Source organism: Paenibacillus nasutitermitis (assembly GCF_014641075.1).
GTDB classification, from domain to species: domain Bacteria; phylum Bacillota; class Bacilli; order Paenibacillales; family Paenibacillaceae; genus Paenibacillus_Z; species Paenibacillus_Z nasutitermitis.
Genome location: NZ_BMHP01000001.1, coordinates 1927586 through 1941663 on the forward strand (window position 1 = coordinate 1927586; position 14078 = coordinate 1941663).

Annotated in this window: 9 protein-coding genes and 1 pseudogene; 9 read left to right on the forward strand and 1 reads right to left on the reverse strand. The window is 52.6% G+C overall.

All coding sequences use genetic code 11. The annotated features are described in order from the left end of the window. Positions 1–50 precede the first annotated feature (50 nt). The 6 genes from IEY46_RS08180 to IEY46_RS08205 all read left to right on the forward strand — a co-directional run bounded on the left by IEY46_RS08180 (position 51) and on the right by IEY46_RS08205 (position 8145). On the forward strand, positions 51–1814 hold the full coding sequence (locus IEY46_RS08180) for a sensor histidine kinase (protein WP_188990838.1): 1764 nt from the start codon (positions 51–53) through the stop codon (positions 1812–1814). Further along, positions 1814–3454: a response regulator transcription factor gene (locus IEY46_RS08185; RefSeq protein WP_188990840.1), complete on the forward strand. Its 1641-nt coding sequence runs from the start codon at positions 1814–1816 to the stop codon at positions 3452–3454. Before IEY46_RS08180 ends, IEY46_RS08185 begins: the two co-directional genes overlap by 1 nt. A 190-nt stretch (positions 3455–3644) precedes the next feature. Then, on the forward strand, positions 3645–4655 hold the full coding sequence (locus tag IEY46_RS08190; protein ID WP_188990842.1) for a LacI family DNA-binding transcriptional regulator: 1011 nt from the start codon (positions 3645–3647) through the stop codon (positions 4653–4655). A 204-nt stretch (positions 4656–4859) separates the two neighbouring features. Further along, positions 4860–5879 carry a 5-dehydro-2-deoxygluconokinase gene (iolC, locus tag IEY46_RS08195; protein ID WP_188990844.1) on the forward strand — a complete coding sequence of 340 codons (1020 nt, stop codon included), beginning with the start codon at positions 4860–4862 and terminating at the stop codon, positions 5877–5879. Next, positions 5876–7324 (forward strand): CoA-acylating methylmalonate-semialdehyde dehydrogenase, encoded by a 1449-nt coding sequence (locus IEY46_RS08200; RefSeq protein WP_188990846.1) that lies wholly within the window; start codon positions 5876–5878, stop codon positions 7322–7324. The genes iolC and IEY46_RS08200 overlap by 4 nt, the downstream gene beginning before the upstream one ends. Positions 7325–7377: 53 nt before the next feature. Further along, on the forward strand, positions 7378–8145 hold the full coding sequence (locus IEY46_RS08205; protein ID WP_188990848.1) for an SDR family oxidoreductase: 768 nt from the start codon (positions 7378–7380) through the stop codon (positions 8143–8145). Positions 8146–8585: 440 nt separating this feature from the next. Here IEY46_RS08205 and IEY46_RS08210 read toward each other — a convergent pair. Then, positions 8586–8778 (reverse strand): annotated as a pseudogene (locus IEY46_RS08210) (pentapeptide repeat-containing protein); the annotation flags it as partial. Between the two features lie 246 nt (positions 8779–9024). On the opposite strand from IEY46_RS08210, the gene IEY46_RS08215 reads away from it, so the two are divergent. The 3 genes from IEY46_RS08215 to IEY46_RS08225 are packed head-to-tail and all read left to right on the forward strand — an operon-like array spanning position 9025 to position 14050. After that, the gene (locus tag IEY46_RS08215; RefSeq protein ID WP_188990850.1) at positions 9025–10605 is read left to right on the forward strand and encodes an extracellular solute-binding protein; all 1581 of its coding nucleotides are present in this window, start codon (positions 9025–9027) and stop codon (positions 10603–10605) included. After that, a complete protein-coding gene (locus IEY46_RS08220) occupies positions 10602–12443 on the forward strand; it encodes a sensor histidine kinase (RefSeq protein ID WP_188990852.1) in 1842 nt (613 codons plus the stop codon). The genes IEY46_RS08215 and IEY46_RS08220 overlap by 4 nt, the downstream gene beginning before the upstream one ends. Continuing rightward, a complete protein-coding gene (locus IEY46_RS08225) occupies positions 12440–14050 on the forward strand; it encodes a response regulator (RefSeq protein WP_188990854.1) in 1611 nt (536 codons plus the stop codon). Before IEY46_RS08220 ends, IEY46_RS08225 begins: the two co-directional genes overlap by 4 nt. Positions 14051–14078: the final 28 nt, after the last annotated feature.

Genomic DNA, 14078 nt, shown 5'->3' on the forward strand with positions numbered 1-14078 from the left:
GCAGGCTCGGGAATAGCAGCGCCCCTCTCACATCCTAAGGGGGAGAGCCGATGTTCAAGCATCATACTTTTCGCAAAATGGTTCTCCTGCTCTTCCTTCTGCTGCTTCCGATCCTGATTTTGTACAGCGTTTCGACGAGTACGAGTACGGAAGTCGTGCGCAAGCAAATCGAGACGACGAACCTGAATCAACTGACGTTTCTCATGAACCAGTTGGATACGAATGTCGAACAGCTCTCCATGTTTCCGGTATTGCTGAGCTACGATCCGTACATCCGGGAATACCTCGATCGCCGTCCGGCTCTAGAGTTCGACGCGCGCAACGCGGAATACCGGATTATGGAGAAGCTGAGCTTGCAAAGCGTATCGAACGGTTGGAAGAACGACTTGTCCGTGATCCTCCCTCAGGAGCGGCGAAACCTATCTTCTAACATCTTCTTGATGGATTCCGATCGGGAGATGAAGGGACCCGTCTATACGCGTTGGACTTACCTGGCGGAAGAGGATGGCAGCGACAAGGGAGGCCGGTATTTCGTTCACGAGATCGGCGAACCCGCCAATGAAAGGCTTAAGGAATCGACCAGCGCCGTATTCCGAGTGCGATTCGGCACGAATAATCTAACCTCGATGCTTGACGCGTACAAGAACGGCAAGAACAACGATCCTTTTTTGTACTTGCCAGGCGAGAGGCCCGTTCTGAACGGTTCTTCTTCCGAGAAGCAAACATGGCAATTGATCGATCTCATACAACGGGATGCGATTACCGGGTCCGATTCCGGACAACGGCTCATAAAGCTGGGCGAGGAGCAGTATCTCGTCAGCTACGTAAAGTCCAAGCAATTGGGCTGGTACCTGATCGATTATACGCCTTACCAGAGCGTCATCACGCCGATTACGGAGCAACGGAACTTCTTCTACGTCATTATTGGCCTGTTGCTCGTCTTGGCGGTCGGGGCTTCGTTCCTGCTGTACAGGAACGTGCAGCGTCCGCTCGGGAAACTGATCGGCAACGTGCAGCGGATCAAGCGGGGAGACTATTCTGCTCGCATTCGTTATCAGGCCAAGAATGAGTTTGACTACCTCATCTTCCAATTCAACGAGATGGCGGACCAGATTCAGCTTCTTATCGAAGACGTCTACGCGGAGAAGCTAAGATCTCGCGAAGCGACGCTTAAGCAGCTTCAATCACAGATCAACCCGCACTTTTTGTATAATTCGCTGTTCTTCATCATTAATTCTGCGGCGATGGACGATCGGGAGTCGGTCGTGAATATGTCGCAGAACCTGGCACAGTATTACCGTTATACGACGCGGGTGGAAAATCAATCCGTGACGCTGGAAGAGGAATTGGAGCTCGTTCGCAACTATCTGAGCATCCAAAACCTGCGCATGGGTCGCGTCCAGTTCGAGATCGACGTGCCGGAGAAGATGCTCGCGTTGGAGTTGCCGAGGCTGATCTTGCAGCCCATCGTGGAGAACGCGATCGTCCACGGCATCGAGAAGTCGCCGGACGGCGGGATGATTACGATTACGGGCAAGCAGGATGATCGGTACAATATGATTTTCGTGGAGGACGACGGAGCCGGCATGGAGCCGGAGCGGCTGCGCGATCTGCAGGCCGAACTGACGCAGCAGATGTCCGAAGAGATCGGCTGCGGGACCTGGAACGTGCACCGTCGCTTGCAATACCGATTCGGCGGGCAATCGGGCTTGACGTTCGAACAGCTGCCGTTGGGCGGCTTCAGCGCGACGATCAAGTGGACGCGCGGCGAGGATGAGGAAGCGCCGAAACATCCGGACAAGGAGGACGAGTAATGCAACTGTTAATCGTGGACGACGAGTCGCACGTTGTCGATCGGTTAGCGACGACGATCGATTGGAAGAGTATCGGAATCGGGCAAGTGTATCGCGCTTATTCAGGTCACGAAGCGTTGGTCCTACTGGAGCAATTCTCGATTGATATCGTCATAACGGATATTCAAATGCCGGGGATGTCGGGGCTTGATCTTATTGCCCGGATCAGGCGCGAGTGGAGCAAGACCAAATGTGTTCTCCTGTCCGGCTACTCCGATTTTCATTACGCCAAGGAAGCGATCCAGAATCAGGTCGAGGATTACTTGCTCAAGCCGGTGACGGAGCAGGAGCTGCTGGATACCGTCGCGAAGCTGCGGGGGAAATTGTTCGATGAATGGGAGCAGATTCTGTCCGTTCAGAACCTGACCCGGACACTGAACGAGAATATGCCGCTGCTGAAGGGTAATCTGCTGCTTGAATTGCTTCAGGGAGCGGTAAGGAGAGAAGAGACGCTTAGGGAGAAGATGTCGGCATTGGCTTTGCCGGACTTATATGGACAATCCTGTTTTCTCATGCTCGTCCGGTTGGAGGAGACGTTCGCCGATTACGATTATCGCGGTCAGTCGTTGATCGAATACGCCATCGGCAACATGGCGGAGGAATTGTTCAGCGGAATGTTCCATCTCTGGCATGCGAAGGACGCGCACGACTATTTGATTTTCTTGGCGATCGCTGATGAACGTGTAGAGACGGGACAACGGGGGATCGTATTCGAGCGGACGGCGTCGCAATTGCAAGCGGCCGTGAAAAGCTACTTGAAGGGGAACATCTCTGTGGTCGCGAGCGAGTCCGGCCTATTCCCGAGCGAAGTACCGGATCTATACGACGGTTGCGTATCCGCCGCGCGCAAGAGGATCGGCAGCGAGCAGGGCTTGTTCATGCGGGTCGCAGGGGAAACCTCAGGCTTTGACGTCGAATCGCTCCGCTGCCTGTACGAGCCGCCGACGCTCATACATTTGCTTGAAGCCGGCCGCTGGGATGACATGGCAGAGAAGCTGGAGCGCATCTTCGAAGAGCTGAAGAACAAGTCTTCCAGCCCCCATTCGCAAGAGCACCTGCTTGAAGTGTACTTCGCCGTTTCTTCCGCATACTCGTACATTTCACATAAGAATGGACAGCCCTTATCCGACTTGATCGGAGAGGACTACGGGAAATTGACAACGAACGGTATTCCGTTCCGCTCTATTCCGCATTTGCGGGAATGGTCGTTGCGAGTGCTGCAACGTTTGTCGGAAGACAGGGACCGCGAGATGAAGGACAGCCGTTCCGATCTCATCCGCTCCATTCATAAATTCATCGACGAGAATCTGTCGAAAGACGTGACGCTGCAGGGTATTGCCGATCATGTTCATATGCATCCGGTGTATATTTCGAAAATCTACAAGCTGGAGACAGGCGGGAACATCAGCGATTACATTCAGCAATTGCGTATGGAGAAGGCCGTATACTTGCTTTCGAACAGCCGCGAGAAGACGTATGAGATCGCCGCCAAGCTCGGTTATCAGCGTCCTCATTCATTCAATTACGCCTTTAAAAAATATCACGGGGTGACTCCGCAGGTATACAGGGATCAACAGAGGAGAGGGGCAAATGGCCAATGAAGCTGACCTTTCGCTGGTATGGCGATTCGGATCCGGTAACGCTGGTCGACCTCCTCCGCAAATTCCGGAGATGAGGGGAATCGCGGGCGGCTGTATACGTCGGTAGAACGTCGTCGCAGGCGGATCGAACGAGGCGTTATATGTTATACTCGTCTCATCTAAACGGTTAGACCGGAGGTTTCAGATCAGGATGAGTACGATCAAAGATATCGCAAGGCATGCGGGCGTTTCCGTCGCGACCGTGTCCTATGTGCTAAACAATACCCGGTACGTCAGCCCGGACAAGAAAGAACGGGTAATCGCGGCCATTCAAGAGTTGAACTATGTTCCGAATGCCGCTGCCCGCGGGCTGCGAGCAAGGGAGAGTCGGACAATCGGACTTATCGTCTCGGATATTTCCAACCCGTTCTACCCAGATCTTGCTAAAGCTTGCGAGGACGTCGCGCAGCGACACGGTTACGCCGTGCATATGATTAATACGAACGATGAGCCGGAGCGAATGAGGCAAGCTGTGTCGCAAGCCCGCGAAGGCAAGATCGACGGGCTGATCGTCACGACGGCGCTGGAAGCGGATCGCGAGCTGTTGGAATCGCTTCTGGACCGAGGTTTTCCCGTCGTATTGGCGCACCGCCGTTTGGAGGGACTGGGCGCAGACCTGATAGAATCGGACAACTTCGGGGGCGGCAAGATCGCCGCTCGTCACATGCTTGCGCTAGGTCATCGACGGATCGCATTCCTGTCGGGCGTCGAGGGTTCCCCGATCAGCGAATGGCGCGTCGCCGGGTACCGGCAGGCGATGCGGGAAGCAGGGATCGACGTACGGCCGGAATGGGTGTTGTCGGGTGAAGCCAAATACGCGCAAAGCTACGATCGTACGATTCAATACGCCGATATGGCCGCGGATGCCAGACCGACCGCGATCATCAACGTAAGCGACATAGGGGCGATGGGCGTGCTTGACGCAGCTGCCGACCGCGGGTTACGGGTTCCGGGAGACGTTGCCGTCATGGGATTCGACGATCTATTCCTCGCGGCATTCCGATCCGTTCAACTGACGACCGTGCGTATTCCGCGCTACGAGCTGGGAGGACAAGCGACGGAGCTGCTGCTGAAACGGATAGGCAAAGCGGAAGCGGAGCGGCGGCATGTCGTATTACCGGTAGATTTGGTCATACGGAAAACTTGCGGCGGCGAAGGATGATGAAAGAGCAGGAACTCCGTCGATGTTAGGTTCTTCGTTACTGTCCAGGCATCCCTGAATAAAGGAGGACCTGAGCAGTAACGGGAAATCCAGTTATTTTTATCGGGACGCTGATAGTTGTAATAAAAAATCAAGAGAAATTTTTTTCAAACTCCATCTAATCGATTAGATGGTCGTGAACATTGACTTAAGGAGGAAGCAATCATGAACGAAATCGTTTTTCATCCGGATCGGGATTTGGATTTGATCGGCGTCGGCCGACTGTGCATTGATTTGAACGCGAATGAGATCAAAAGGCCGATGGAGGAGACGAGGACCTTTACCAAATATGTTGGCGGATCTCCCGCGAATATTACGATCGCAGCGTCCAGGCTGGGATTGCGCAGCGGGTTTATCGGCCGCGTGGCCGACGATGCATTCGGCCGGTTCATTACGGGTTATCTGCGCCAAGAAGGAATTGATACGGCCTGCGTCGTGACCGATCGGCCGGGCAGCGTGACGGGTTTGGCATTTACGGAGATCAAGTCGCCGACCGAATGCGGCATTCTGATGTACCGAGATCATGTTGCCGATCTGAACCTGGAGTCGGGCGACGTGGACGAAGCGTATATTCGGCGAGCGAAGGCGATTATGATTAGCGGCACGGCGCTGGCGAAGAGCCCGTCGCGCGAAGCGGTGTTCCGCGTGATCGAGCTGGCTCGCAAGCATGAGGTCGTATTGTTGTTCGATATCGACTATCGTCCCTATTCTTGGGCATCCAGGGACGAGATTTATACGTATTGCCGACTGGCGGCGGGGCAATGCGATGTCATTCTCGGAGGCCGGGAAGAGTTCGACCTGCTGGAAGAGGCCGGAGGCGCGGAAGAGGAAGACTTCGCCACGGCCAAGCAATGGTTTGCGCATCGGGCGAGGCTGGTCGTCGTGAAGCATGGAGGGGACGGCTCGATCGCGTTCGAGAGAGGCGGAGGCGTCTATCGCGCCGGCGTGTTCCCCGCGCAAGTTGTCAAGACGTTCGGAGCCGGGGATTCGTTCGCGGGGGCCTTCATCTACGGACTGATGCAGGGATGGGCCGTAGACCGCTGTCTCGAATATGGCAGCGCGTCCGCTTCCATTGTCGTTTCCAGCCATAGCTGCTCTGAAGCCATGCCCTCTAGGGATCAGATCGACGAAATTATTCGAAAGCATATGCCATCACAACTATCTCGGGAGGGAACCCATCTATGAATCAGATCCAAACTATACGTAATTATATCGGCGGCGAGTGGTTGCCATCGGCTTCGAACCGAACGGAAATCGTACCGAATCCGGCGACGGGCGAGATATTGGCTTACGTGCCGTATTCAACGGCGGAAGACGTCCAGGCAGCCATACAGGCGGCTGTGGAAGCGTCGCGCCGATGGCGCAGGGAGCCGGTTCCGAAGCGGGCGCGAATTCTGTTCAAGTACCAGCAGATTCTGGTCGAGCACTGGGACGAGCTGGCCAGGCTGATCACGATCGAGAATGGCAAGAGTTATGGAGAAGCTTACGGGGAAGTGCTGCGCGGCATCGAATGCGTCGAATTCGCAGCGGGTGCGCCCACATTAATGATGGGCAGCGTACTGCCCGATATCGCAACGGGCATCGAATCCGCGATGTACCGTTATCCCATCGGTGTCGTGGGCGGCATAACTCCTTTTAACTTTCCGATGATGGTTCCCTGCTGGATGTTCCCTCTGGCGATCGCTTGCGGGAACACGTTCGTGCTGAAACCGTCCGAACGAACGCCGCTACTCGCGAACCGGCTCGCCGAGCTGCTCGCGGAAGCGGGCTTGCCTGCTGGCGTGTTCAATATCGTACACGGGGCGCACGATGTCGTTAATGAGTTGTTGGAGAACGAAGGCATCAATGCCATTTCGTTCGTCGGTTCGCAGCCTGTCGCGGAGTACGTCTATAAGACGGGTGCGGCGAACGGCAAACGCGTGCAGGCGCTGGCTGGCGCCAAGAACCATTCCATCGTTCTGCCGGACGCCAATCTGGAGCTTGCGGTGAAAGAAATCACGAACGCCGCTTTTGGCTCGGCCGGAGAACGCTGCATGGCTTGTTCTGTCGTCGTCGCCGTCGGGGACGCAGCGGATAAGCTGGTCGAGGCGTTGCGGCAGTCGGCTGCGAATCTTACGATCGGCAACGGATCGGAGCCGAATGTATTCCTCGGTCCGGTGATCCGCGAATCCCACAAAGCGCGCACCCTATCTTATATCGAGCGGGGTGAAGCGGAAGGTGCCGAGCTGGTGCTGGACGGCCGCGAAGTCGACGCCGCGCGCGGCGAGGGCTATTTCGTCGGTCCGACGATCTTCGACCGGGTCCAGCCAGGGATGAACATATGGACGGACGAAATCTTCGCGCCGGTGCTGTCGATCGTCCGCGCGGATACGCTTCAGGACGCGATCACGATCACCAACCGCTCCGAATTCGCGAACGGCGCTTGCCTCTACACCGACAGCTCGGCCGCGATCCGCGAGTTCCGCGATACGATCGACGCAGGCATGCTGGGCGTGAACGTCGGCGTACCCGCCCCGATGGCGTTCTTCCCTTTCTCGGGCTACAAGAAATCGTTCTACGGCGATCTTCATGCGAACGGGCGCGATGGCGTGGAGTTCTACACGCGCAAGAAGATGATCGTGCAACGGTAAGTTCCGACAGCAGTTCGGTAATCCATTCGATAGAAAAGGGCGGTTGAATGACTATGGCAAACTTGAATTTATTCGATTTGACGGGAAGAAAGGTGATCGTAACCGGGGCGGGCCGCGGTTTGGGACGGGGTATCGCAGCGGCGCTGGCTACGGCGGGCGCGGAAGTCGTTATCCTCGATATCGCCGATGCGGCAGTGAATACCGCGACTGAACTGGCCGCAAGCGGTCTGACCGTGCACGTGGTGAAGGGAAATTTGATGGACAGAGCCGATTTGGAGCGCGGCTTCCGGGAATCCGTTGACGTTCTTGGAGGTAGGGTCGACATTCTCGTCAATAACGCGGGCATGCACGATCGCAGAGCTTGTCTCGACCTTCCGGTCGAAAGCTGGGACAAGGTGCTGGAGCTGAACATTACGGCGGTGTATCAGCTTTGCCGCTTGGCGGGGGCGATTATGGTCGGCCAAGGGAACGGAAAAATCATCAACATGGCGTCCATGCTCAGTTTCCTGGGCGGCTTCAACGCTTCCGCGTACGCGGTCAGCAAGGCGGGCATCGCCCAATTGACGAAATCCTTGTCCAATGAATGGGCAGGACGCGGCGTGCAAGTCAATGCCATCGCTCCAGGTTATATGGCGACGGAGATGAATACGGATTTGCTTCATGACGACGTCCGTCTACCGCAGGTCAACGCGCGCATACCGGCCGGACGCTGGGGCAATCCAGACGACCTGGCGGGCGTCAGCATATTCCTTTCGTCAGCCGCTTCCGATTATATATCGGGAGTGATCGTGCCCGTTGACGGCGGATACTTGGCGAGATAGGTGGGCCTTTGAAAAAAGGAGCTGCCGATTCCATGGATACCATTAGATTGGATCCTGTTGAAATATGATTTTAATCTTAAATTAGTAATTGTCGAATACAAACAGCTTACCCGGTTATCCGAGTAAGCTGTTTGTCATTTAACAACACGACATCACCGTTGATGTAATCAAATTCATCCATAATAGGATATACATCGAATGCACGTCAGCTCCGTCAACTCCTCCGTAATTTGCCGAGCCGCAGCGACGACCCCCCGTACATAAATCAAAATAAGGTACCTCGCTGGATTATTAGTAAGAAAGATCATGAACGAAGGTTCTCATTGGGTTACATTAGAGCAGGAGGGGGGGCGAATGTCGACGTATGAAAGTGTGATTCAACTAGTGGTGGATGAGATTGATGTCAGTTTAGGAGGGAATATGAAATCTCCAGGTGCTTGAGCTTCGGTCAGATACCAGAGCAGCTCATGAAGTTGCCGCATGATCGGGAATACCTCGAACATTTGCTTCGCGGCTTCCGGGGGCTTGCCGTCATTCTCGTCCCTTGAAGGTAGCTTCGGAAAGCTTCTGTCCTGCGCTGAAGCAATCATACACCGTATACAAGCCGAAGCAATTCTCGCAATCGGCCTGCATTCTAAGTCGGTTCAGGTCGGGAATAGACTCTGCCCAGAAAGCTATCCTGTGATAAGGAATGGGGGGATGGGAATGAGAAAATTTTAAATATTTATTACCTTTATTATCGTGCATTATTCGAAGATAGCGGCTGGAAACATATTGCTGGCACGAAAGGTTCGAAATATCAGTATTTTATAGTTCCCTTTTGTCGAGTTACCGTTTTAATAAACGGTCTGCAGCCATGATCCGAAGGAGTGAACAACCATGTTAGAAAAACGAATACAGGCATCTGCTCCCTTATTAAGGAGGCATGGAATCAGATCTTTGTGCTCGAAATCCTTGCTGTCTTCCTTTTTCATAACCGCTGTGTTCTATATGTGCTCGGGATGCGAATGGTCGAATCAGCGCGGATTAAATGACAGCAGTTCACACGAAAAGCCCGCTATTTCTATTGTCATCAGCAATCTTGGAATGACTTTTCCAGCCGGAATGGACGAAAATAACAATCCCTACTTGAACTACATCGAGAAGATGAATGATCTGGATATTAAAGTGAGTACTCCGCCGCCGGAGGTGTATGAGGAGAAACTGGATGTCATTATGTCCTCCGGAAATTTGCCCGATCTGCTCCATACCTACAACTCTGTCTGGTTTAATCATTATGCCATGCAGGGAAGCCTTCTTTCCCTCGATGATTTGATTAACCAATACGGACCCAATCTCAAGGAAAAAATCCCGGACTCGGTATGGGACAGAGTCCGGTACAACGGGAAAATTTATGCTGTCCCAAGCTTGAATGAGGTCATCGGCAATGAGATTATGTATGCCCGCAAGGATTGGCTGGATCGTTTGGGATTGAAGCCGCCCGTTGCACTGGATGACTATTACGAAGTCATGAAGGCTTTTACCAGAAATGATCCCGATGGCAACGGCAAACAGGATACGGTAGGGCTTACCCTGATGACGGACATGAGCCGGTCTTCGCCTTTCTTTGGCGCATTTGGCACACAGCTGAACGCCTGGTTCGAGAGGAATGGCAAGCTCGTAAACGGCAGCATTATGCCGGAAACCAAGAAAGCGCTCGCATATTTGGCCCGCTTGTATCATGAGGGGCTGCTCGATCGCGAATTCCCCTTGAATCTGCATAACAATTTGTATGAGAAGGTGGAGAATGGAAAGGTCGGCTTGTTCTCGGCCACCTGGTACGATACCCGAGGTCCCATTGCCGCCAATATGAAGAAAGATCCAAATGCCCGGTGGATAGCCCTGGACTACCCGACAGGTATCCACGGTGAGAAAGGCGTGAACAGCCAGGATAATATACGCGGATACAACGTCATACCCGTCGGAACCAAACATCCGGAGCTGGTCATCAAAATGCTGGATTTCATTGCCGGCGACTATAAGAATTTGAAGCTGGGCTTTGAGAATGAGATCTGGACAATGGAGAACGGACAGATGGTAACGGATTTTGCGATGCATGACCAACATCTGTACAGAGGCATTTATCAATCGTTAGTGGATGTGCCGGACCCTGTATTGTTCAAGGAAAGACTGGACTCGCTGGGTGATTTTCATCTGTATGATAATTTGCAAACGATTGAACAGAATCTCATAGAAAATGAGTTTTACGGGATTCCTACACCGGCCATGAGCCACTATGACAAGCAGCTGAAGGATCTGCAAGACGGTTTAATCAATATTATTATGGGCATTGAGCCCATAGATGCCTTTGATCGGTTTGTGGAGCAATGGAAGCAGCAGGGTGGGGACGAAATAACTAAAGAAGTGAACGAATGGTACGGGAAACAAAAGAAATCGGGGAGGGGGCGGGATACGCAATGACTAAACTGCTGTACTGGATTGGAGAACGTTATTCGAGAAATATCCAGATGCGCCTTACGGGCTATTTTCTCCTTATCCTGCTTCCGCTGGTCTTGGTCAGTTTGTTTGCTATCGAGAAATCCCGCGATATTCTTTATGAGCAGGCGGTTGAGCGGACGCAGATGGCGCTGTCCTCCACGATGGACTATATTGATTTGGCATTGCAGAACGTGGAGGAGATCTCAGCCGTCATCGCTGCCGACCCCAGCATAATTGAGCTGTTGAACAAAAACAATTCGAATTTGTCGCCGGAATCGATCGTCGATTATTCGCTTATTCTCAAGCAGTTATCCAATTTGATTTCCGTCAATCGGTTTGTCTCGGAGATTTCAATTTACCATCAGGCTTCCCATATGCTTATCTCTACGAATTTTGGAGGGCGCCGGATTTTATCGGAACCTCAACAGGATTGGCTGGTTAATGCCTCCCGTACCAACGGGACGGGACTGCGTTATATGCTAGCGGATGCACAGGTCGCAGATGGGATGACGCTTGGCAGCTTGTTGAACGCCGACAGCCTCTTCCTGGTCCGTTCCATGGATTTATATAATACGGACCGCAAGTCCAATCTGTTGGTTGTAACCTTTAACAAGAACAAGCTTCTTAATGCAATCAAGGTGCTGCTCCCCTCGAAGAACACCCGGATAAGCCTGCGTAATGAGAAGGGAGAGCTGGTTGTGGAAACTGGCAGCGGCGGGGAATTGGCGGAGCAGCACATCGTTGACAGCGAAATGGCAGTTACGATTGACTCCGAATATTCACTCTGGAGGCTGACCCTGGTCCAGCCCAAAGAAGAACTTTATGAGCAGACCGATCAATTGCGTATGTTCACTTATACGATTATTGCAGTCAGCATTCTCCTGGCAGTGGGCATTTCGTGGGTGGTGTACAGCGGCATCGCCTCGCCCGTACACAAGCTTTCCCGGGGGATGAAGCAGCTTGGCAACGGCAAGCTGGATATCAAGCTGGAGAATAAACGAAAGGATGAATTCGGGTTTCTGATCGATTCATTTAATCAGATGACTATTTATCAGAAGCATCTGATCGAGGACCATTATGAGCAGCAGCTGCGGTTAACCACTACGGAGCTTAAATTTCTGCAATCGCAGATCAACCCTCATTTTCTGTATAACACGCTGGATTCCATCTACTGGATGGCCAAAAACTACGAGGCGGAGGAAATAAGCGAAATGGTCATGAACCTGTCCAAGTTTTTTCGTTTAAGCCTGAATAAGGGCAAGGAAGTGTTCTCCATCGAAGAGAGCCTGGTCCATCTTCATTACTACATCCGGATCCAGCAGCTGCGTTTTCTTGAAAATTTCACGGTGGCGTACCAGATTGCGGAAGAGAGCAAGGATGTACTGATCATGAAGCTGATGCTTCAGCCTCTGGTGGAGAATGCCATTTTGCACGGTATGGAGGGACGAACGAGCGGAGGTCTCCTGAGTATCTCCAGTTGGGTGGACGACAAGCAGTTCCTGAACATCAGTGTACAAGATAATGGAACCGGGATAGAAGGCAAACGTCTTTGCTATATTCAAAACGAGTTGAAGCAAATGGGGCAGCGCAGTTATCCTTCCCTGTCACAGGATCAAGAAAACGTCAAGGATCTGTTCGGCCTGCGAAACGTGTATACCCGAATGCAGCTGTATTATGGCAAGCAATCGGTGATGGCGATCCGCAGTATAGTAGGAGAAGGGACGACGGTTACTCTCTCGATTCCCCTGGACCGCTGTAAGGAGACTCTTCAGCAGCAAACCGGACTCTATGATCAAATGAAGGAGGAGGCATCCCTATGAATCTGATGATTGTGGAGGATGAACCCCGCTTGCGCAATGCGCTCGCCTATAATATGCCTTGGGAGGAACATGAGATCGACCTGGTAGGGGTGGCATCGAACGGGGTGGAGGCACTGAAGCTGGCCGAACGCAAGAAGCCGGATATCATGATCATTGATGTGCAGATGCCCGAGATGGATGGTCTTACTTTGGTGCGCAGGCTTCAGGAAAGGCAGGAAGCAAAGTCCTTTATAAAGATGATCATCCTTAGCGGTCATGATAATTTTGCCTTCGCGCAGGATGCGATGGAGCATGGGGTTACCCGATATTTGCTTAAACCGGCAGGTGAAGAGGAGATATTGGAGGCCGTTATCGAAGCCAGGCAGCAGCTGCAGGAGGAATTGGAGCAGTGGCAGAGCAAGGCGGCGCTGGAACAGAAATGGAAGGAGCATCTGCCAGTCCTGCAAAACAACTTTTTTCAAAATTGGGTCAATGGAAAGTTTGCAGGCTGGGAGGTATTAAAAATAAGTAGAGATCTCTATATGGAATTGAAGGAGGATGACCAGATCGGCGTAGCCGTTATTGATCTGGACCCGATTGATGACAATGACACGCGGTTCAATCCCCGGGATAGGCCGATGCTGCAATTTACGCTGCTATGCATGGCCAGAGAATTAATGTCCCATCCTGCCTGCTGGGTCAGTTCGGACGCCAACCATCAACTTCTGCTGGTATTTATTTTGGAAGCCGGACAATCTCCCCATGAAGCGATGCTTTTCTTAAACTCGGTCGTTGCCAAGCTGTTATCCAAGACGAAAGCTGTGCTCAAGGTTACCGCAAGTGCCGGCATCTGCTCGGCTGCAGGGAGCTTGGAGGAAATGGGTCTGCTGTATGCGCAGGCATGCAGAGCCCTGCAGCAGCGAATGGTGTTTGGGCCGGATATTGCCATCCCTTACCGGGAGGTTCTTGAGCGAAGCCAGCACAATCATTTTGCTCATCAAAGCCTGGAGAAGACATTGGAGATTGCCCTGGAATCCGCAGATGAGGATAAGGCATTGGGAGCATTGGCGGGATGGTGGGAGGAAGGGTTTAAACAATTTGAGTCAGCAGATGAAGTTCATGAGGCGGTGCTTTATCTGAGCAGCTTGTTTATCCGGATCATTCAGAAACAAGGCTGGATGGTCAGGAATGTCGTGGAGGATGATTTTATTTATTTTCAAAATGTGAAGCTGCTCAATACGCAGTTACAGACCAGGTCATGGTCAACCCGCGTCGTGAGTCATATCACCGCCTTCATGCAGAACCAGCGCAGGACGACCAGCAATCAGGTGGTGAAAGAGATTCTGGCGATATTAGATCAGGAAATGGAGCAGGAAATAACGCTGCATACCGTTGCAGAGCGGCTGTACGTGAATTCGTCTTATTTGAGCCGGTTATTCAAGCAAGAGATGGGGACTGTCTTCTCGGCCTATGTGCTGGAGCGCAAGATGGAACGAGCCAAAGCTATTTTGCAGGAAGGCTTAAAGGTATATGATGCCGCCCGCATGGTCGGCTATCGGGATGTCAGTTATTTCACCAAAGTGTTTCGCAAATACTGGGGCATGAACCCTGGTGAATGTAAACCTTAAAGGTCCGTCTTAGACCCGATTTGCTCCT

Coding starts and splice junctions, on each gene's coding strand:
- IEY46_RS08180 (WP_188990838.1), top strand. CDS start 51: ATGTTCAAGCATCATACTTTTCGCAAAATGGTTCTCCTGCTCTTCCTT.
- IEY46_RS08185 (WP_188990840.1), top strand. CDS start 1,814: ATGCAACTGTTAATCGTGGACGACGAGTCGCACGTTGTCGATCGGTTA.
- IEY46_RS08190 (WP_188990842.1), top strand. CDS start 3,645: ATGAGTACGATCAAAGATATCGCAAGGCATGCGGGCGTTTCCGTCGCG.
- iolC (WP_188990844.1), top strand. CDS start 4,860: ATGAACGAAATCGTTTTTCATCCGGATCGGGATTTGGATTTGATCGGC.
- IEY46_RS08200 (WP_188990846.1), top strand. CDS start 5,876: ATGAATCAGATCCAAACTATACGTAATTATATCGGCGGCGAGTGGTTG.
- IEY46_RS08205 (WP_188990848.1), top strand. CDS start 7,378: ATGGCAAACTTGAATTTATTCGATTTGACGGGAAGAAAGGTGATCGTA.
- IEY46_RS08215 (WP_188990850.1), top strand. CDS start 9,025: ATGTTAGAAAAACGAATACAGGCATCTGCTCCCTTATTAAGGAGGCAT.
- IEY46_RS08220 (WP_188990852.1), top strand. CDS start 10,602: ATGACTAAACTGCTGTACTGGATTGGAGAACGTTATTCGAGAAATATC.
- IEY46_RS08225 (WP_188990854.1), top strand. CDS start 12,440: ATGAATCTGATGATTGTGGAGGATGAACCCCGCTTGCGCAATGCGCTC.